At 72.9% G+C, this 18,378-nt stretch carries 18 protein-coding genes; 7 read left to right on the top strand and 11 right to left on the bottom strand.

All coding sequences use genetic code 11. The annotated features are described in order from the left end of the window. Positions 1-395: 395 nt before the first annotated feature. From QP089_RS13500 to QP089_RS13490, 3 genes are all read left to right on the top strand, one after another. Positions 396-1,268 carry a helix-turn-helix domain-containing protein gene (locus QP089_RS13500; protein ID WP_285911900.1) on the top strand — a complete coding sequence of 291 codons (873 nt, stop codon included), beginning with the start codon at positions 396-398 and terminating at the stop codon, positions 1,266-1,268. Positions 1,269-1,532: 264 nt separating this feature from the next. After that, positions 1,533-1,745 (top strand): DUF397 domain-containing protein, encoded by a 213-nt coding sequence (locus QP089_RS13495; RefSeq protein WP_285911899.1) that lies wholly within the window; start codon positions 1,533-1,535, stop codon positions 1,743-1,745. 349 nt (positions 1,746-2,094) lie between these two features. After that, positions 2,095-3,618 (top strand): alpha/beta hydrolase, encoded by a 1,524-nt coding sequence (locus QP089_RS13490; RefSeq protein ID WP_285911898.1) that lies wholly within the window; start codon positions 2,095-2,097, stop codon positions 3,616-3,618. On the opposite strand, the gene QP089_RS13485 is transcribed toward QP089_RS13490, so the two are convergent. The 3 genes from QP089_RS13485 to QP089_RS13475 all read right to left on the bottom strand — a co-directional run bounded on the left by QP089_RS13485 (position 3,612) and on the right by QP089_RS13475 (position 5,688). Continuing rightward, the gene (locus QP089_RS13485) at positions 3,612-4,304 is read right to left on the bottom strand and encodes a maleylpyruvate isomerase family mycothiol-dependent enzyme (RefSeq protein ID WP_285911897.1); all 693 of its coding nucleotides are present in this window, start codon (positions 4,302-4,304) and stop codon (positions 3,612-3,614) included. The two genes, QP089_RS13490 and QP089_RS13485, sit on opposite strands and share 7 nt — an antisense overlap. An 11-nt stretch (positions 4,305-4,315) precedes the next feature. Further along, a complete protein-coding gene (locus QP089_RS13480; protein ID WP_285911896.1) occupies positions 4,316-4,987 on the bottom strand; it encodes an SDR family oxidoreductase in 672 nt (223 codons plus the stop codon). 83 nt (positions 4,988-5,070) lie between these two features. Then, the gene (locus QP089_RS13475) at positions 5,071-5,688 is read right to left on the bottom strand and encodes an alpha-ketoglutarate-dependent dioxygenase AlkB (RefSeq protein ID WP_285911895.1); all 618 of its coding nucleotides are present in this window, start codon (positions 5,686-5,688) and stop codon (positions 5,071-5,073) included. A gap of 105 nt (positions 5,689-5,793) precedes the next feature. Between QP089_RS13475 and QP089_RS13470 the strand changes: the two genes are divergently transcribed. Beyond that, positions 5,794-6,942, top strand: a complete 1,149-nt coding sequence (locus QP089_RS13470) for an MFS transporter (protein WP_285911894.1) — start codon at positions 5,794-5,796, stop codon at positions 6,940-6,942. 16 nt (positions 6,943-6,958) lie between these two features. Here QP089_RS13470 and QP089_RS13465 read toward each other — a convergent pair whose 3' ends face one another. After that, the gene (locus QP089_RS13465) at positions 6,959-8,524 is read right to left on the bottom strand and encodes a DEAD/DEAH box helicase (protein ID WP_446474026.1); all 1,566 of its coding nucleotides are present in this window, start codon (positions 8,522-8,524) and stop codon (positions 6,959-6,961) included. Positions 8,525-8,730: 206 nt separating this feature from the next. Then, on the bottom strand, positions 8,731-8,934 hold the full coding sequence (locus tag QP089_RS13460) for a cold-shock protein (RefSeq protein ID WP_067460243.1): 204 nt from the start codon (positions 8,932-8,934) through the stop codon (positions 8,731-8,733). A gap of 256 nt (positions 8,935-9,190) precedes the next feature. Here QP089_RS13460 and QP089_RS13455 point away from each other — a divergent pair, with 256 nt between their 5' ends. Next, entirely contained in the window at positions 9,191-9,418 is a 228-nt protein-coding gene (locus QP089_RS13455) for a hypothetical protein (protein ID WP_285911892.1), read from the top strand. A gap of 82 nt (positions 9,419-9,500) precedes the next feature. On the opposite strand, the gene QP089_RS13450 is transcribed toward QP089_RS13455, so the two are convergent. The 6 genes from QP089_RS13450 to QP089_RS13425 form a co-directional block, all read right to left on the bottom strand. After that, positions 9,501-10,112, bottom strand: coding sequence for a GAF domain-containing protein (locus QP089_RS13450; RefSeq protein ID WP_285911891.1), 612 nt, complete (start codon positions 10,110-10,112; stop codon positions 9,501-9,503). 91 nt (positions 10,113-10,203) lie between these two features. After that, the gene (locus tag QP089_RS13445) at positions 10,204-10,620 is read right to left on the bottom strand and encodes an STAS domain-containing protein (protein WP_285911890.1); all 417 of its coding nucleotides are present in this window, start codon (positions 10,618-10,620) and stop codon (positions 10,204-10,206) included. A 430-nt stretch (positions 10,621-11,050) separates the two neighbouring features. Further along, entirely contained in the window at positions 11,051-12,130 is a 1,080-nt protein-coding gene (locus QP089_RS13440; RefSeq protein WP_285911889.1) for an XRE family transcriptional regulator, read from the bottom strand. Then, positions 12,130-12,771, bottom strand: coding sequence for a hypothetical protein (locus QP089_RS13435; RefSeq protein ID WP_285911888.1), 642 nt, complete (start codon positions 12,769-12,771; stop codon positions 12,130-12,132). The genes QP089_RS13440 and QP089_RS13435 overlap by 1 nt, the downstream gene beginning before the upstream one ends. Before the next feature lie 10 nt (positions 12,772-12,781). Beyond that, positions 12,782-13,363 (bottom strand): hypothetical protein, encoded by a 582-nt coding sequence (locus QP089_RS13430; protein ID WP_285911887.1) that lies wholly within the window; start codon positions 13,361-13,363, stop codon positions 12,782-12,784. A gap of 59 nt (positions 13,364-13,422) precedes the next feature. Further along, complete coding sequence (locus QP089_RS13425; protein ID WP_285911886.1) at positions 13,423-13,710, bottom strand: hypothetical protein; 288 nt, start codon at positions 13,708-13,710, stop codon at positions 13,423-13,425. A gap of 172 nt (positions 13,711-13,882) precedes the next feature. Here QP089_RS13425 and QP089_RS13420 point away from each other — a divergent pair, with 172 nt between their 5' ends. Further along, the gene (locus QP089_RS13420) at positions 13,883-14,458 is read left to right on the top strand and encodes a dihydrofolate reductase family protein (protein ID WP_285911885.1); all 576 of its coding nucleotides are present in this window, start codon (positions 13,883-13,885) and stop codon (positions 14,456-14,458) included. Between the two features lie 309 nt (positions 14,459-14,767). Further along, on the top strand, positions 14,768-18,376 hold the full coding sequence (locus QP089_RS13415) for a WD40 repeat domain-containing serine/threonine protein kinase (protein ID WP_285911884.1): 3,609 nt from the start codon (positions 14,768-14,770) through the stop codon (positions 18,374-18,376). Positions 18,377-18,378 lie beyond the last annotated feature (2 nt).

Below are 18,378 nucleotides of genomic sequence, written 5' to 3'. Positions count from 1 at the left end.
CGGATCTGCCTCCCCGTCATGCTCCACCGGCGGCGCTGCCCCGGCCGCCGGGCCGTGCGTCTCCCTCGCGCTCCCGTCCACCGGCCCGGCCGCGGTGCCCCGCCGCGTCCTCACCCTGTGTCAGGACCGTCCCTGCTCCCAGGTGGCGGACCGCCCGCTTGCGCGGCGGTTGCTGTTACTTTGCCACCTAGCACATTACAACATAGTCTACCGACATACGGCACGCCGAAACCTGCTGATCGTCCGAGATTCCGTGTTATCGCGGGATCGGACCCTTGACCCGGCGGATCAACCGGTGAGTCAGGTGTCGGCCTGTTGGCATGCGTCCTGACAGCTCGCTCAGTGCCAGGTAGCATACGGTTAGGTGGCGACAACTACGTAGAGTGAGCTTTCCTATGACAAGTGACCAGGGGCCCATCGTCCAGAGCGCACTGCTGCGCACCGAGCTGGTCCGCCTCCGCAAGGAGCGGGGCCTCACCCAGGAGCAGGTGGTACGGCGGCTCGAGTGGTCCCCGTCCAAGCTCATCCGGGTCGAGGGCGGCAAGAACGCCATCACCAGGACCGACCTGCAGGCCCTGCTGAACGTCTACGAGGTGACCTCCGAGGGCCGCCAGGAGCGGTTGCAGGCGCTGGCGCGCGGCGCGCGCGAGCCCGCCTGGTGGAACGCCTACCGGGGCGAGTTCGACCCCAACTTCCTCAACTACGTGGGATACGCCGCCGGCGCCGCCTACATCCGGCACTTCCACGGCTCGGTGATCCCGGGGCTGCTGCAGACCCGCGAGTACGCCGAGGTCCTCGCCACCGCCAACGTGTCCCCGCAGGCGCGCGCGATGGGCGTGAAGCTGCGCATGCAGCGCAAGGAGGAGCTGGCCAAGCGCGAGAACCCGCCGCGCCAGCTCTACATCATCGACGAGGCGGTGATCCGGCGCCACGTGGGGATCCGGGTCGACCCCGGGATCATGCCCGCCCAGCTGCGCGGCATCGCCGACCAGGCCGAGACCGACGACCTGCTCACCGTCCGGATCATCCCGTTCAGCGCCGGCGCGCACCTCGGCCTGGAGGGGCCGTTCACCCTGCTGGAGTTCGACGGCGACCTCGACGACGTGCTGTTCCTGGAGGGCCGGTCGGGCTCCAGCGCGATGATCACCGGTGAGGACGAGCGGATCACCGAGTACCGCGACACCTTCGAGCTGCTGCTGAACGACGCGCTCCCGGCCGAGGAGTCGATCGCGCTGCTGCGCCGGACCGCCGAGGAGCTGATGGCCTGACCGGCCGTTCCCCGTCCGCGTGAATCGACCGTGACCGGAGGTGGCGCCGTTCCGGGCATACCCCAAGCCGAGTGGCCTTCATAGCACGCAGCGTGATCTTGTGTTCCCTTGTAGGCGGGATAACTGGAACCGTTTACACTCGTGATCGGGAAAATTTCCACAAGGTCGTGGTTCGCTGTGCCCTGCTTGGCTCTCGCCGGCGGGTGCCCGCGGCCCCGACCGGTCGCGAGGCGGCACCGCCGGCACCGGATGGAGGGTTGCTGGATGGTCTATCGGACGACTCGTGGAGCGGCGCTGAACTGGCGCAAGGGCAGCCGGAGCGGTAGCGCCAACGAGTGCGTGGAGGTGGCGGCGTCGGGCCGGGTGGTGCTGATCCGCGACTCCCGGGACCTCGCCGCCGGCATGCTCGCACTCGATCCCGCCGGGTGGCGGGCGCTCGTGCGGGCCGTCCGGAACGGCGAACTGGACGGCCGCTGAGTCACGCGACTCATTCTCCTCGTTTCCCGCGATAATTGTCGCCCGCCACAATCGCGGGCTCCCTTTACCGGCGGATTCTGACAACGCCGTGAATCGGCCGTCCAAGCCGTCGGCCGCGCCGCGCCGAGCCGCCGCCCGGGCGCGCCGAGGGCGGTCGGCGGCCGACCCTGAGGCGTCCCTGGCCGCACCCTGAACCGTCCCTGATCACCCTGCCGCGCGCCGGGAACGCGGCCTAGCGTGATCTTGCGGATCCGGCCGCCGGGGCTTTCGCAAGCCGCCCCGGCCGCCCCGGGACGCTCACCCGCCCATCGGCGGATCCCCTCTCGACGTCCCTCCCGGAAGGACATCCATGCAGCGCAAGCACAGGCGGATCGCCTGGAGCGCGACGGCGGCAGCGGGCATCGCGCTCGCCGGCTCCGCCGTCGTCCCGGCCTTGCCGCAGTCGGCGGACGCGGCACCCGCCGCGTCGCAGTCGAGCGCGGCGCAGGCCGGCGTGACACAGGCGGTCGGCGCGCGCACCCCCGTCGACTGGAAGGCGTGCGGCGACGACGGCAAGGCGCAGTGCGCGACCCTCCGCCTCCCCGTCGACTGGGCGCACCCGGACGGCCCGACGTTCGGCCTGGCCATCGCGCGCCGCACGGCCCTCGACCCGGCCGCCCGCGTCGGCACGCTCGTCTTCGGCCCCGGCGGGCCCGGCGACTCCGGCGTCCAGCGGATCACCACCGGCATCGACCGGTTCAGCGAGGACATCCAGCGGCACTTCGACATCGTCAGCTTCGACCCGCGCGGGATCGGCGGCAGCAACCCGGTGACGTGCTCGGCCGCACTCCTCGCGGCCCGTCCCGATCCGAACATCACGAGCCCTCGCGAGTTCAAAGCGACCCTCGCCTACAACGAGAAGCTCAGGGACGACTGCCGCAGGCGCACCGGTCCGCTGTACGACCATGCCGACACGATGAGCACCGTCCGTGACGTGGACGCCATCCGTGCCGCGCTAGGCGAGACGCAGCTGAGCTTCCACGGCAGCTCCTACGGGACGCTTCTGGGCGCGGAGTACGCGGAGACGTACCCGGGCCGTGTGCGCGCGATGGTGCTGGAAAGCGTCATCGACCACAGCGTCCGCTCCGCGCAGCCGTTCCTGGGGGCGGAGATGGACGCCGCGCAGGACTCTTTCGACCAGTTCGTCGCGTGGTGCGACCGGACGGCGAACTGCGCCCTGCACGGTCGCGATGTCCGGGCCGTCCTGCATGACCTGCGGGAACGTGCCGCACGCGGGGAACTCGCGGACCCGCAGACGCCGGGCCGCGCGCTGACGGAGTTCGAGCTGCTCGTGGTGACGTACAAGACGTTCTACGGGCCCGACTGGGCGAAGCTGGCCTCGCTGCTGTCCGCGCTGGAGGCGAGCAAGCCCGTCCAGCCCGCCCCGGCGAAGGCCGAGGGAACCGGGAACGATACCTTCACCGCGCAGTTCTGCTCCGACTGGAACCTGCCGGTCCGCGACTACCGTGAGTTCGCCCGCCTGTCCCGGCACAGCGAGCGGATCGCGCCCGACATGCACGGCACCCGTCCCGTCATGGCGCTCACCGCGTGCCTCGGCTGGCCGAAGCCCGTCGCGAACCCCCAGCACCGCGTGAAGGTGCGGACGGCCGCGCCGATCCTGTTGCTGAACGCGGTGCACGATCCCGCCACCCCGTACGCGTGGGCGCGGAACGTCGCGCGCCAGATCGGCCCGAAGGCGACCCTGCTCACCTACGCGGGCTCCGGTCACGGCGTCTACAACAGCGGCCCCTGCACGCGGAACGCGATCGACGGCTACCTGACCTCGCTGAAGGTCCCGGCGCGCGGGACGGTGTGCCCGGCCGTGCCTCAGTAGAGGAACGGCAGCGCCACGCCCTCGGCGCCGGTGAGCTCGCGGCCGTCCGTGCGGCCCATGAGCCACGCGAGCAGGGACGACGCCGGCCCGGACACCGCGACCTCGCCGTCGCCGTGGACGGCGCCGGTGTCGGTGGCGTGCACGCGCAGGCGCAGCGCGGCGTCGCGGCGGGCGTAGGACGCGACGATGTTCGGCAGCATCCGGGCGACGTAGTCCGCGGGCCAGTCGGCGGGCCCGAACCCGGCGTCGAGGTCGACGTGGTGGGTGAGCACCTCGGTGAGCCGCGCGTCCGAGGCCCGCGCGGCGGGGCGGCGGGCGCCCGACGTCCACTGGACGACGCGCTCCCACGCGTCGTCCGGCATCGCCGCGTACGCCTCGGCCCACCGCTCCGCGCTGTCGCGGACGTCGGCGACGAGGACGGCGGCGGGACGTCCGGCACCGGCCTCGATCTCGGCGGCGCGGGCGTCCACGCTCGGGTACTCCCGGCTCTCGACGCCGGTGCGCGCCCAGGTCAGCAGGCGGGTGCCGCCGTCGGCGTTGCGGGCGACGTGGGTGAGGACGTGGCCGCGCGTCCAGCCGGGCAGCAGCGACGGCGCGCGCATGGCGGCGTCGTCCAGCCGTTCGGCGGACGCGAGCAGGCCACGGGTCGCCGCGGTGATCGCGGCGAGCGGCTCCACGCGGGTCATGTCCGGTCCTCTCACCAGGGGAGCGGGCGGCCGTCCCGGAAGAAGCCGCCGGTCGGGCCGCCGTCGGGCAGCGTCGCGGCCCACACCACGCCCGCCGCGCCGTCGGCGACCGGCCGCCCGCCGGGACCGCCCATGTCGGTCGCCACCCAGCCGGGGCACACCGCGTTCACCAGCACCCCATCCGCCCGCAGCTCGGCCGCGAACATCCTGGTCAGCGCATTGAGCGCGACCTTGGACGCGCTGTAGGCGGGAGTGCCGGAGCCCATGCCGGCCAGCGAGGCGGCCTCGCTGGAGACGTTGACGATCCGGCCGTGCGGGCTGCGCCGCAGCACCGGCAGCAGCGCCTGCGTCAGCCGCCACGGCCCGTACAGGTTGGTCTCCGCGGCCTCCCGGACGACGTCCAGGTCCGCGTCCGACGCCCGCTGCCAGGTGTCGTAGGTGATCGCGGCGTTGTTCACCAGCACGTCCAGCCGCCCGACATCGGCCGCGACGCGTGCGATGTCGGCCTCGGACGTCACGTCCAGCCGGACCGGCGTCGCGCCGGCCTCCTTGGCGGCGCGCTCGGCGGCGCCGGGGTCGCGGGCGCCGAGCAGCACCTCGTGCCCGCGCTCCGCGAGCTGCCGGCACACCTCCAGCCCGATGCCCCGGTTCGCCCCGGTGACCAGCGAGATCGTCACGTCCATCGCCTCCCCGAACGGATACCGGAAATGATCACGTGCCGGAGGGGCGCGCGTCCACCGCGGAGGCGCGTTGGCGGATGCCTCAGTCAGCGGACGCCGCGCGGGCGGAACTGGACGCTGATCCGCGGGCCCACCGCGCGGGTGCTCTTCGGGATCGCGTGCTCCCAGGTCCGCTGGCAGCTGCCGCCCATCACGATCAGGTCGCCGTGCCCCAGCTCCCGCTTGATGGTCGGGCCGCCGCCGCGCGGCCGCAGCAGCAGCGGGCGCGGCTCGCCGACCGACAGGATCGCGACCATCGTGTCCTCGTGCGCGCCGCGCCCGATCCGGTCGCCGTGCCAGGAGACGCTGTCGCGGCCGTCCCGGTAGAGGCAGAGCCCGGCCGTCCGGAACGGTTCGCCCAGCTCCGCCGCGTAGTGCTCGTCCAGCGCCGCCTTCGCCTCGTCCAGGACGGGGTCGGGCAGCGCGGCGCCCTCGTCGTAGAACGACAGGAGGCGCGGCACGTCCACGACCCGGTCATACATGCGTCGCCTCTCCGCACGCCAGGGGACGGACGTGGAGAGCCGCTCGAACAGCGCGTCCGCACCGGGAATCCAGCCGGGTAGCACGTCGATCCAGGCGCCGTGGGCCAGCCGCGTCCGCCGCGCCTCGCTCAACGGGCGGGGGCCGGTCTCGTCGGCACGGTCCAGCAGCGAGCCTTGGAACATGCCTTCACTGTACCCATCGAGTCAAACACATGTTCGATCAGGGTGTGGATGTCAGTCGAGGTAGGAGCCCCCGAGACCGTCGGACGCGCCGCATAGCCTGCGCGGGTGACAAGGGGACTGCCGCGCCCGGTCAGGGCGCTGATCGGCGTGCGCGTGATCAACCAGCTCGGCGCGTACGTGATGGCGTTCCTGGCCGTGCTCGCCGGCCCGGACCTCGCCTCGGCGGCGCTGGCCGCCTTCGGCGTCGCGGCGCTCGCGTCCCGCTGGCTCGGCGGCGTGCTCCTCGACCGGATGGCGCCCCGCACGCTCATCGCCCTCGGCCTGGCCTCCACGGGCGCCGCACTGCTCGTCCTCGCCGCCGCGCACGGGCCGCCGCTGACGCTGGGCGCGGCGGCGCTGGTCGGCCTCGCCTTCGAGATCTACGAGCCCGCCACCCAGGAGGCGCTCGCCCGCGCCGCCCCGCCCGGCCGGCACGGCGACGTCTACGGCGCCCTCGGGACGTCGCTGGTCGCGGCCGGAGCCGTCGGCGGGCTGCTCGCCGCCGTCCTGCTGCCGCTCGGCGCCCGCTGGCTCGCCGTCGCTGACGCCGCGAGCTGCTTCGCCGCGGCCGTCCTGGCGCTGGCGTTCCTGCCGCGCGAACCCGTCGTCCGGCGGCGTGCGCGGGACGGCGCGTGGCGGCCGTCCGCACGGCTCGTCCGGCTGACCCTCGCGGGGACCGCGTTCGCCGCCGGCTACCTCGCCGTGGTCATGTACCTGCCGTTCGTGCTGCTCCAGCGCGGCGCGCCCGCCTGGCTGCCCGGCCTCGCCCTGACCGGCGCCGCCGTGCTGTCGCCGCTGACCGGACGCCTCGGCCGCCGCGTCCTCGACCGCCTGCCGCACGAACGCGCCCTCGCCTGCGGCACGCTCTTCCTCGCCGTGGCCGCCTTCGTCCTGGCCGCCGGGCGGTCCGTCCCGCTCACCGTCGCCGCGTACCTGGCCTGGGCGGTCGCCGACAGCGCGCTCCAGGGCCGCTGGCAGGCCCTGATCGCGGAGATCGCCCCGGAGCCCGAACGGCCCCGCTGGTTCGCGTTCTTCGGCTCGTCGTGGGGCGTCGCGCAGCCCGCCGTCCCCGGCCTCGCCGCCCTGGCCGGTGGCGCGATGCCGGTCGCGGGCGCCGCGTTCCTGCTCGTCCCGCTCGTCCTCCGCGGTCCGTCGTGCAACGGGCGCAAAAGAATCGCCGCCCCGCCCCGAATAGCTCGGAGCGAGACGGCGTGACGGCACTGCGGGTGCGTCAGGTGTTCAGGGTGGACGCGCGTCGTCGCGGCTTGCGCTGAGAGCCGCTGCCCTGGCCGTCCGCGCGCTGCGAGCTCCGGCCGCCGGCCTTCCGCACGCCGCCGGAGTCCCGGCCCGACGTACGGACGGTCTCGGCGTCGCGCTTGGGCGTGGTGCCGCGCGCGGAGGTGCGAACGGACGTCGTGTTCCGTCCCGAGCCGCGGTTGGACGCGGTGGCGCGTCCCGAGGTGGTGTCGCGCGCCGGGGTGCCGGGCTGCGCGGCGGCGTGGACGGGCTGCCGGGCGCCGGTGATGCGGGCCAGCTCGCCGTCGCCGGGGCGCACCTGCGTGACGCGCGGCGTGATGCCCGCCTTGACCATCAGGTCGGCCATCTCGCGCCGCTGCTCGGGCAGGACGAGCGTGACGACCGTCCCGGCGCGGCCCGCGCGGGCGGTGCGTCCGCCGCGGTGCAGGTAGTCCTTGTGGTCGGCCGGCGGGTCGACGTTGACGACGAGGTCGAGGTCGTCGATGTGGATGCCGCGGGCGGCGACGTTGGTGGCGACCAGCACGGTGACGTCCTCGGTGCGGAAGCCCTCCAGCGCGCGGTTGCGCTGCGACTGCGACTTGCCGCCGTGCAGCGCGGCCGCGCGGATGCCGCGGGCGGCCAGCTTGCGGACGAGCCGGTCCGCGCCGTGCTTCTTGCCGACGAACATGATCACCCGTCCGGCGCGGGCCGCGATGTGGGCGGTCGTGTCCTGCTTGTCGTCGTCGGCGACGTGCAGCAGGTGGTGCTCCATCGCGGTGACCGCACCGGCCGCCGGGTCGACGGAGTGGGTCACCGGGTCGTCGAGGTAGCCGCGGACGAGCCGGTCGACGTTGCGGTCGAGCGTCGCGGAGAACAGCATCCGCTGCCCGCCGGGCGGGGTCTGGTCGAGGAGCCGGGTGACCTGCGGCAGGAAGCCCATGTCGGTCATCTGGTCGGCCTCGTCCAGCACGGTGATCCGCACGTCGCCGAGCCGGCAGTCGCCGCGCTCGATGAGGTCGGCGAGCCGTCCGGGCGTGGCGATCAGGACGTCCGTGCCGCGCTTCAGCGCGTTCGCCTGGCGGGAGAGCGCCATGCCGCCGACCACGGTCGCCGTCCGCAGGCCGACGGCGTCGGCGTACGGCGCGAGCGCCTCGGTGACCTGCTGGGCGAGCTCGCGGGTGGGCACCAGGACGAGGGCGAGGGGGGCGCGCGGCTCGGCGCGGCGGCCGGCGGTGCGGGTGAGCAGCGCCAGGCCGAAGGCGAGGGTCTTGCCGGAGCCGGTGCGGCCGCGGCCGAGGACGTCGCGTCCCGCGATCGCGTTCGGCAGCGTCGCGGCCTGGATGGGGAACGGGTCCGTCACCCCTTGGGCGGCCAGCGCGGTCAGGATGCGCGGCGGCAGCGCCAGCTGGTCGAACGACTCGACCGGGGGCAGCGGCGGGGTGCGGGTCACGGGAACCGTGAACTCGGCGTCCGGCCGCTGCGCCTGTACGGCATTCGCCGGGCGGCGGCGGCCGCCGCGACGCGGTCCGCCACGAGTGGACGGACGATCGGCATGGGTCATTGCGAGGCCTTCCTCGGAAGCGGTGCGTTTCGAGGAAGTGCTCCGCTGCGGGGCCCGCCAACGGGGCCGGGCGAAGAGCTCACAAGAACGAACCGACGCGCGCGGGCCGTGTTCGCTCCGCGCGACTTCGATGTGGGGGGTCGTCCCCCTGGAAACAAGCATGACGGCGGGCGGCCTTGCCGGCGCGCCCGCCGCCTCGTCCGCGACTAGGCGGGGACGATGTTCTCCGCCTGCAGGCCCTTCTGGCCCTGCGTGACGTCGAACGACACCTTCTGGCCCTCCTGGAGCTCACGGAAGCCCTGGGCCGCGATGTTGGAGTAGTGGGCGAAGACGTCGGCGCCGCCGCCGTCCTGCTCGATGAAGCCGAAGCCCTTTTCCGCGTTGAACCACTTGACGGTGCCGGTGGCCATGGTCGTCTCCTTCTGGGTCGGTTCCCGGCCCGCACACCGTGCGCGGGCCGGACGCCGCGATGGCCCATCCGGAAGATCCAGAACAACAAAAAATGCGCCCGAGGTGGAACCGTCAGGCGCACATACATGTCTATGGGAACCGCAACTGCTCAAACGCTACCACAAGGTCCGGCGGACGGAACCTGCGCTGCGAATTTTCCCGCCATCTGCCGGGGAGACTCCCCGTCACCCCGCGGCGGGGCGCATACTGGCAGGAATGAAACCCTTCCGGCCCGCACAGCGGCGACACCTGCCCACCAGCCCCTTCGCGCCTCCGGCCGCGGCCCCGCCCGCCAAGGAGTTCGCCCCGGACGACCAGGTCACCCACGACAAGTACGGCCTCGGCCGCGTCCTGGAGGTCGAGTCCGGACGCGCCGTCCTGGTCGACTTCGGGACGCGCAAGGTCCGCATTCTGGCCCCGTACGCCAAGCTTTTCAAGCTCTGAGACCCGCCGTTCACCCGACCCGGCCATGGCGCAGATCACACCGCGGCCGGAAAGATCTACCCGGCATCCCGCCGGGCCCCGTTCACGTTCCCCGGGGCCGCGGCGGACGAAGGCCGTCGACGACGTGCGCGCCGTCCGCGGTGGCGCCCCCGCGGGAAGCGGGGCGCTCCTCGGCCAGCTCGACGAGGCGGGCGGCCATGTCGGCGAACAGCAGTAGCTGACGCGCGGTGCCAGGCCCGAACGGCTGCGCGCCGGGGTGGCCCAGCACCGCGAGCACCCCGCGCGTCGTCTCGCCGGTCTCCAGCGGCAGGATCAGGATCGGGCCGGCCGGCAGCCGGCTCAGCGTCTGGTCCGCGACGATCCGCGCCGACAGCGCCCGGCGCGAGGCGAACGCGCGGCCGAGCATGGACCGGCCGCGCCGCACCGTCAGCCCGCGGATCCGGTCGCCGCCGACGCCGTCGGCGACCTCGATCCGGAGCATGTGGCCGTCGTCGACGGGCAGGGCGATGAACGCCAGCGGGACGTGCGCCAGCGCCTTGGCCTGCGCGGCCACCAGGTCCAGCAGGTCGGGGAGGGGCGTCCCGTCCAGCACCGCCGCCATCAGGTCGAACGACGCCGCGAACCGCTGCCCGTCCGCCGCGTCCCGGGGCATCCGCGGCGGCCCCCACGTGCTCGTCGCCAGGTCTTCGCTCATCCCGCTCTCCTCATGCGCTCGGAGTTCCCTCTCGCATCAGCCGATCCCGGCCCGCGGCCGGGCTCGCCGGGCTGGGCGGCGGCCGCCGCGGTCAGGCCGCGGCCGATCGGGAGCGCGGCACGGCGACCTGGCCCGTAGCGGCGCTCTGGCCCGTACCGGCGGCCTGGCCCGTACCGGTGGCCGGTCGGACGGTGAACGTCCGGTCGAGCCCGGTGACGTTCAGCAGCCTGGCCATCGTCGGGCGCGGCGAGGCCAGGACGACGGTGCCGTCCGGGCCGGTCCGGCGGCGCGCGCCGACCAGCAGCCCGAGCCCGGACACGTCGCAGAACGTCACCCCCGACAGGTCGATGACCACGCGCGGGCCGGCGTCCGCCAGCGCGGCGCGCAGCCGTTCCCGCAGGGACGGCGCGGACGCGATGTCGAGCTCGCCGCTGAGGGCGATGACGGTGTGGTCCGCGAACCGCTCGCGGCTCAGCCCGGCCTCGGACGAGGCGGTGAGAGCGGGCATGGGGATCTCCGATCCGGAAAAGTCGGTGGGCGCCGGTCTCCCGGCGGTGATGGGGAAGGTCAGCGCGCGACGGCGGCGTCGCGTCCGCGCGACGGCCTGTCGACCACGGCGCGGGCGGCGCACGTCCGCGTGAGGGCGGGACGGTGTTGCGGCGTCATGAGCGCCGGACCTGTCTGGCCTCCCGGGGAGGCCGAGTAGCGGGGAACCAGGGGGACGCGGGCTTGGGCGCCGGCATCGCAGACCCCTTGTTCACCCACACCCTACGCCCACCGGCCCCCGCCGCCCATGCGCTTCACCGCCGCGCCGCAGTCAACGCCGCAGTCAGCGCGGCGGCGACGCGGGCGGTCAGTGCGGTGGTCAGTGCGGTGGCCTGCGCGGCGATCGACGTGGTGGTTTGTGTGGCAATCGACGTGGGCCGTTTGCGCGGTGGTCAGCGTGGGGGGACGAGGAGGTCCAGGTCGGCGCGGGTGACCCGGGCGCGTTCGGCGAGCGCGTCGCGGTCCGTGCCCGCGGCGGCCACCAGCTCCAGCGCCCGCGTGAGCATCGTCGGCTGCTCCAGCGCGCGGACCGGCCCCGGCTCCTGCCGCCGCCACCCGCGCGAGCTCAGCGTCCCCATCGCGGTGCGGTACGCGCCCTCGTCCATGACCCGCAGCGTGCGGGCCCGGTACAGCAGCGCCGCGATGCTGACGCCCCACTCCGCCTTCAGCGCGCCGAACCGGTCCCAGTCGGCGGACCGCGGCAGCTCGCCCGCGATCTCCTCGGCGGGCATCAGGAACTCCGCCGCGAACCGGTGCGCCTGGTCCTCGACGATCTTCCCGCCCGGTTCGGCGTCGGCGTGCATCACCAGGTGCCCCAGCTCGTGGGCCCCGTCGAACCGGTTCCGCCAGTAGTCGCCCTTCGCGGGGTTGAAGAACACCATCGGACGCGGATGCAGGTCGACGCTGAACGCGTCCACCCGGTCGGCCGCGTCGGGCAGGACGAGCACCACCACGCCCCGCGCCTCCAGCGTCCGCACCACATGCGGCACCGGACCCGGCTCGCCGAGCAGCGCCTTCCGCGCGACCCGCGCCGCCTCGACCGGACCGCCGCCCGCGATCTCATCCGGTGACACCACGTACTCGGGCAAATCGACCATCGGAAGATCGACGAAATCCTCCAGCGCTGTGACGACATCCGCCGCGATCCGCCCGTACGCCAGCGCCTGGTCGCGCTCGATCTGGCTGGTCGAGCGCAGCGACCGGAAGTGCGCGCCGTCCAGTGACACCGAACCGCGCCCGCCGCGGAAGAACTCGACCGGCACCCCGAGCGCGATGGCGAGCCGCGACACGACACGGTCCTCGGGCCGCTGCACCCCGGCCTCGTACTGCCCGATCGCCCGCGGCGTGCTCCCCACCGCCTGCGCGAGCTGGTTCTTGCGCAGCCCCCGGAGCCGCCGGGCCAGCGTCAGCCGCTCGCAGTCGAACAGCAGCCGCGCCTCGGCGACCCGCCGAGCCGTTCGCTCATCGTCCACTATGCCGTTTCAGTGCTCGTCTCTCCGCGCAGCCGCATCGGGACGTCGGCCTCGTCGTCCCAGAGCGGCATCGTCCGTTCGACGAGCTTACGGCGTGGATCACCTCCAAGCGCGTCGTCCAGCTCCCGGACCCAGTGCCACGCCGTCCCGCCGTCGGCGTTCCACCGGGGACGCCCCAGGAAGAGCTCCATCTCCAGCGGCTCGTCGCTCGCACTGTGCGCGAGCACCAGCGTCACGACCTCGGGCGTGTCGGCACCGAACCCGATGTCCAGCGCGAGCTGCCGGTCCTCGGCGTACTCCTGCCGCGCGACCGCCTGCTTGGTGGGACTGTCCCGGTCCCACCGGATCTTCCGCACGGCCCCGAACTCATGCCGCTTCAACAGCACCCGGTAGCGGCCGTACCGCCACCCGGGCGAACCGTTCAGGTCGTCCCGCGCCACCCGGTGGTCCCCGTCGAAGACCCGGTCGATCCAGGACGTCAGCACATCGAACGCGGTCACCCCGTAGGACCGCTCCGTGAACCCCGCCGCCCGGCTCAGCCCCCCGAACACGGCCAGCGTCGCTTCCCGGTGGGCCTCCCGCACCCCGTGCAGGAACCCGCCGGCCTTCAGCTCCCCCCAGACAACGGTCTCCTCGCTCACGTCCCGCACCTTAGAACCCGCCACCGACAGAACGTCCGATGGTGACCAGCCGGACCTCCCGCAGCCGCGGCACCGGCCCCGCGCGTCCCTCCCGCACCCACAGCGCCCGGACGGTCGTCAACACCAGGGTCCGCGCTCCGACGAACATCAGCACCGCCAGCGGCAACTCGCCGAGCAGCGCCGTGGCCACGCTCACGATGAACTCGCCGGATCCCCACGACAGCATCACGTCGAACCACGCGTCGCACACCAGCAACGTCCCGGTGATGATCTGCCCCAGGATCGCGATCTGCAGCCGTCGCCACACCGCGAACGCCGTGAACGCGAACGCGGCCGTCAATGCGACGTCGAACCCGATCCACGCGGCCCCCCACTGCTCCGCCTTGTAGTGCTGCGGCAACGTGAACCCCAGCACGACCGTCCAGGGAATGAGCCAGGCACAACAGGCCACGAGAAACGCCAGCACCAACCCGCGGCGCCGCCGATAGCGCGGCTGCTCCAGCGGGTCCTCGTCGCTCAACGCGATGAGCGCCCGCAGCAACTCGGCCCGCTCCTCGCTCGGCAACCGCCGCAACTCGTCAACCGAGACCACCCCGACCACCACCCTCCAGCCGTCACCAGCATAAGAAGGGCGTCCAGGACGAAGCGGCGCTACTTCACCGCCGCGTTCTTGACCGGCGTGGCCTTCCCCTCGGCGACGAGCCGCTCATGCTGCTGCCACCCCTGCAACCACTTCCACCCGGCCCCGAGCGCCGCCGTGGTCGCCGCGATCATGAACGAGGTCACCTGCGTCTCGTCCAGATGGGCCCCCGGCACCCAGTGCGCGACGACCCCCGCCAGCCACCCGGCCGCCACGGCGAACACCGGCGTGAAAAGCGCGACGCCCCGACCCAACCAGGACCCCTCGCTGACCGGCCCGGTCACCTCGACCTCGCTCACACGAATCACCATCCCGCTTCAGACGCGAACCGACATCGCCCCCATGGTGATCCGCAACCCGCCGCTCCACCCCCAAAAACCCCAAATCCCGCGCAACACCCTCGGCGATGAGTCTCACCGTGACGGCCAGTCAGTACGTCCAACACACTCAGATGCATCCGAGGAGAGCACCATGGCCACGTACACGTTCGACGTCTTCTCCAGCCTCGACGGCTTCGGCGCCGCCGGCGGCGACTGGACCGGGTACTGGGGCAAGCAGGGCCCCGAACTCCTCGACCACCGCCTCGCCCTCTACGACGAGGAGCAGCGAATGGTCTTCGGGGCCAACACCTACCGCGCGTTCGCGCAGATGCTGGCCGCGAGCACCGACGACTCCGACGTGCGCGACCCATGGGTGACCCGCATGAGGAACCTGCCGGCAACGGTGGTGTCGTCCACGCTGAAAGAACCCCTCGACTGGCCGGACGCGGAAGTCGCGAACGGCGACGCCGTCGAGGTCGTCGCCCGCCTCAAGCAGGAGTCCGACGTACCGCTGCGCTCGCACGGCAGCCTGGCGATGAACCGCGCCCTGATGGCCGCCGGCCTGGTCGACCGCGTCCAGGTGACGCTCTTCCCCGTAATAACCGGCCGCACCGGCCTGGACCCGATCTTCCAGAATGCGGCCGACTTCGACCTGGAACTGATCGAGAGCCGCACCCTGGACGGCCACATCCAAGAACTCACCTACCGCCCCACCCTGCACCCCTGATCCCAGCAGGCAACGCGGTCACGCCCCGCACCACTGCGTCAAGCAAGCCCCTTCAACCGCCGAACGAGCGCCGCGAACCGCTCGGGGACAGGGCAAGGTGACCGCCGTCCGGATTCTTGCCGTTGAGCTCGAAACCGGGCAGTTCCCGGGGCTCGGCGACCGGGTTATCGGATGCCGGTCTTCGCGGTGTGGGGCAGGGATGGGGTGGGTCACATTGCGGGGATGGGGGAGCAAAAGAACAGTGGTGTCTGTATATGCTGGCGGCCTTGAGGGCGCCCGGGGGGCGTCCCGGTTGCGAAGGGTGCCCGCATGCCTGCTCCTCTTCTGGACGGTGATCCGCGGCAGCTCGGTGGGTATTGGCTGGCCGGACGGCTGGGGGCCGGAGGGCAGGGGGTCGTCTACGAGGGGTACGACGCCAAGGGGCGCCGGGTCGCCGTCAAGGCGTTGCATGCCGAGACGGTCAGCGAGGCGCTGCGCAACGGGTTGCGCAAGGAGGTCGCGACCCTGCAGCGGGTCGCGTCGTTCTGCACGGCGCGGATCCTCGGCGCGGATCTCGACAATGCGCCGCCCTACGTCGTCAGCGAGTACGTGCCGGGGCCTGATCTGGCCGGGTGGGTCGGTGAGCGGGGGGCTTACGGGCCGGACGAGTTGCATCGGCTGGCCATCGGGATCGCGACGGCGCTGGCGTCCATCCACAGGGCCGGGATCATTCATCGCGACCTGAAACCGGCGAACGTGCTGCTGGGGCCGGACGGGCCGCGCGTCATCGACTTCGGCATCGCCAAGACGGACGAGATGTCGCGGAGCGCGACGGGTGCGCTCAAGGGGACGCCCCGGTGGATGGCGCCGGAGTTGTTCCGCGGGAAGCGGGCCACGCCGGCGGTGGACGTGTGGGCGTGGGCGGCGGTGGTGCTTTTCGCCGCGAACGGACGGCCGCCCTTCGACGGCGAGACCATGGCCGGCCTGCACCACCAGATCTTGAACGAGCGGCCGAAGACCGATGTGCTCGCGGAGCCGCTTCGGGGGCTCGTCGAGGCGGCGCTCAGCCAGGAGCCCGAGCAGCGGCCGAGTGCGCAGGAGGTCCTGGACGGGCTGCTCAGCGGGGTGAGCGGCGATGCGCTGGAGGCCGGCACGAGGGCGGCCGGGGCGGGGGAGCGGCCGTCGGTGACGTTGCCGCCCGCGCTCGGGGACGTCGCCGAGCACGTGTACGGGCGGCTCGACCGGGAGGCGCAGCAGGCCGTCCCGCGGGTGCTGCTCAGGATGGTCGCGGCGCCGGCGGACGCGCAGGGCGCGCTGCGTCCGGTGCCGGTGAGCGATCTTGTGGACGGGGTCACGAGCGAGCGTGCGCTCCAGGAGGTCCTCGACGGTTTCTGCGGCGCCGGCCTGGTCAGGCGGGACGGCGCCATGATCTCCATCGCGACGCCCGCACTGCTGCGGGCCTGGCCTCGGCTCGCCGACTGGGTGAGTGCGGAACGCGACGGGCTCGCCGCTCATCAGTCGCTGGCGGGCGCCGCGCGGTTGTGGAACGCGAACGGGCGCAAGCAGGCCGACCTGTATCAGGGGTCCGCGCTGGACGGGGCGCTGGCGTGGGCGTCGGTCGGGCGGCGGCAGCTCACGCTGAACCTGGCGGAACGGGCATTCCTGGACGCGTCGGTCCGCCAGACGCGCGACCGGGCCCGGACGCGGGCGGCCGTCACCGTGACGCTGGCCGTCCTGCTGGTCCTGGCCCTGGGGGCGGGGGCGGCCGTCGCCGTGCAGAGCCGCAGCCTGAGGAAGACCAACGCGACCGTCGCCCAGCAGCGCGACGCGGCGGTGGGGCGGCAGCTCGCCACGCAGGCCGTCCAGCTGCGCCGGACTGATCCGGTCCTGGCGCGCAGGCTGGCGGTCGCCGCGTCCGACCTGGCCGGGAACACGTTCGAGACGCGCGACGCGCTGCTCACCCTGACCGAGCAGTGGGAGGGGGGCATGTACCGGCCGGCGGGGGCGGGGACCGACTGGAACACCCTGAGTCCGGACAAGTCCGGCCCGTACGCCTGGGTCAAGGACAACACCATCATCCTCGGCAATCCCGACACGAAAAAGGCGCTGACCCTCCGCGTCGCCGGGGCGCCGGTGGCCGGCATGGGCATCACCCTGGACGGCAAGCGGCTGCTCACCCTGCAGAAGGACGGGACGCTCGCGCTCTGGGACACCGCGTCCGGAGCCCGCACCGGGCTGCCGTTCAAGCACGCGATGGGGGACGGCCTCTGGTTCAGCCCGACCGGTGCGCGGCTGGTCACGACCCACAGCGGGACGGTCAAGATCCTCGACACCGCGACCGGGAGGGTGCTGTTCACCGCCAAGGAGGAGTTCAGCATCACCGGCCCGGCCTTCTCCCCGGACGAGCGGTCCCTGGTCGGCGTCGCCAAGGACGGCGGGCACTGGCGGCTGGTCGGGCGCGATCTGACCACCTTCAAGCGGATCAAGATCCCGGACCCGGTGAAGGAGCTCACCCAGACGTCCAGGATCGCCTACAGTCCCGACGGCCGCCTCTTCGCCGCCACCGCCCCGGGCGGGGCGAAGGACCAGATCGCGGTGGTGGACACCAAGACGGGCGAACTGCGCACCTCGCTGATACGGCCGAAGGACAACGACGACTACGAGAACGAGATCGTCTTCAGCCCGGACGGCCGCTTCCTCGCGTCCGGCATGGCGCTGTGGAGCACCGACGTCGGCACGAACGAGCCGCCGTACCTGTTCTACAAGCCCGACGACATGTGCACCGACACGCGGTTCAGCGCGGACGGCCGGAAGCTGCGCTGCATGGACACCGAGGAGCGCGTCCAGTCCATCGACGTCACGGTGTTCGTCCGGCCCGTCCAGGTGTCGCGGCCGTACGGGGAGTCGGCGATCAGCGGCGACGGGTCCACGCTGGCCACCGTCGACCCCTCGCCCTCCAACGGCGTCCAGATCTGGGACACCGCGAAGGCGACCCGCCGCACCATCCTCCCCATCACCTACTCGAACAACTACGGCGGCGACCGGATGGCGCTGTCCCACGACGGGAAGCTCCTCGTCCTGCTGCGGCAGACGAGGACGGTCGAGATCTGGGACGTCCGGACGCGCACCAAGCGGACCACGTTCGACCTCGGGCCCGTCGCGTCGCCGGTGTCGCGTCCGCTGCCGTCCTTCTCGCCGGACGGCAAGGCCATCGCCACCGTCACCCTCGGCGGCCCCGCGACACCCGCGAACCAGAACCAGCCGCAGACCACCCTGCTGCAGTTCTGGGACACCGCGACCGGACGGCAGCTCGGCCAAGCGCGCGCGGCGAACCGCACCGGCGCATCGGACGGCACTCCCGACCTGAAGATCGTCTGGAGCGCGGACGGGAAGAGCGTCGTCTCCGCCAACGACCTCGGCGTCATCGCGTTCCCGTCGGGGAAGACGCTCGCCCCGCCGAACCCGCTGGCCACGACCGTCCAGGCCGTCAGCCGGCAGGGCACCCTCGTCACGGTGCAGGACCGGTCGGACCGGCGCTCGCTCTCCTTCTGGAACGCCCGCACGCTCAAGCAGATCGGCAGCCCCGTCGCGACGCCGGACGGCAAGTCCCCGATCGCGGCGATCTCGCCGGACGGCGCCCTGCTCGCCACGACCGACATGAAGGGCAAGATCGACCTGTGGGACGTGCACGGGCAGCGGCGGCTCGGGCTGCCGCTCACCGGCCACACCACGTCCTCGATCGACGCGGTGATCGAGTCGCTGGCCTTCAGCCCGGACGGCACCCGGCTCTACAGCGTGAGCGGTGAGGACGGCAAGCTCGTCGCCCACGTCGTCGCGCCGCGCCTGCTCGAGGCCGGGCTGTGCAAGCGGGTCGGCGCGCTGACGCGGCACGAATGGTCGCAGTACGTCCGGGAAGTCCCGTACCGGAAGACGTGCTGACG

The sequence above is a fragment of the Actinomadura opuntiae genome (genome assembly GCF_030283205.1).
GTDB lineage: Bacteria > Actinomycetota > Actinomycetes > Streptosporangiales > Streptosporangiaceae > Spirillospora.
Note: the sequence above shows the minus strand (reverse complement) of the source record. Positions and strands in the feature narration are given on the sequence as shown.

What these genes read in the sequence shown, in the direction of transcription:
- QP089_RS13500 (WP_285911900.1), top strand. Translation starts at nt 396, where the DNA reads ATGACAAGTGACCAGGGGCCCATCGTCCAGAGCGCACTGCTGCGCACC.
- QP089_RS13495 (WP_285911899.1), top strand. Translation starts at nt 1,533, where the DNA reads ATGGTCTATCGGACGACTCGTGGAGCGGCGCTGAACTGGCGCAAGGGC.
- QP089_RS13490 (WP_285911898.1), top strand. Translation starts at nt 2,095, where the DNA reads ATGCAGCGCAAGCACAGGCGGATCGCCTGGAGCGCGACGGCGGCAGCG.
- QP089_RS13485 (WP_285911897.1), bottom strand. Translation starts at nt 4,304, where the DNA reads ATGACCCGCGTGGAGCCGCTCGCCGCGATCACCGCGGCGACCCGTGGC.
- QP089_RS13480 (WP_285911896.1), bottom strand. Translation starts at nt 4,987, where the DNA reads ATGGACGTGACGATCTCGCTGGTCACCGGGGCGAACCGGGGCATCGGG.
- QP089_RS13475 (WP_285911895.1), bottom strand. Translation starts at nt 5,688, where the DNA reads ATGTTCCAAGGCTCGCTGCTGGACCGTGCCGACGAGACCGGCCCCCGC.
- QP089_RS13465 (WP_446474026.1), bottom strand. Translation starts at nt 8,524, where the DNA reads ATGACCCATGCCGATCGTCCGTCCACTCGTGGCGGACCGCGTCGCGGC.
- QP089_RS13460 (WP_067460243.1), bottom strand. Translation starts at nt 8,934, where the DNA reads ATGGCCACCGGCACCGTCAAGTGGTTCAACGCGGAAAAGGGCTTCGGC.
- QP089_RS13455 (WP_285911892.1), top strand. Translation starts at nt 9,191, where the DNA reads ATGAAACCCTTCCGGCCCGCACAGCGGCGACACCTGCCCACCAGCCCC.
- QP089_RS13450 (WP_285911891.1), bottom strand. Translation starts at nt 10,112, where the DNA reads ATGAGCGAAGACCTGGCGACGAGCACGTGGGGGCCGCCGCGGATGCCC.
- QP089_RS13445 (WP_285911890.1), bottom strand. Translation starts at nt 10,620, where the DNA reads ATGCCCGCTCTCACCGCCTCGTCCGAGGCCGGGCTGAGCCGCGAGCGG.
- QP089_RS13420 (WP_285911885.1), top strand. Translation starts at nt 13,883, where the DNA reads ATGGCCACGTACACGTTCGACGTCTTCTCCAGCCTCGACGGCTTCGGC.
- QP089_RS13415 (WP_285911884.1), top strand. Translation starts at nt 14,768, where the DNA reads ATGCCTGCTCCTCTTCTGGACGGTGATCCGCGGCAGCTCGGTGGGTAT.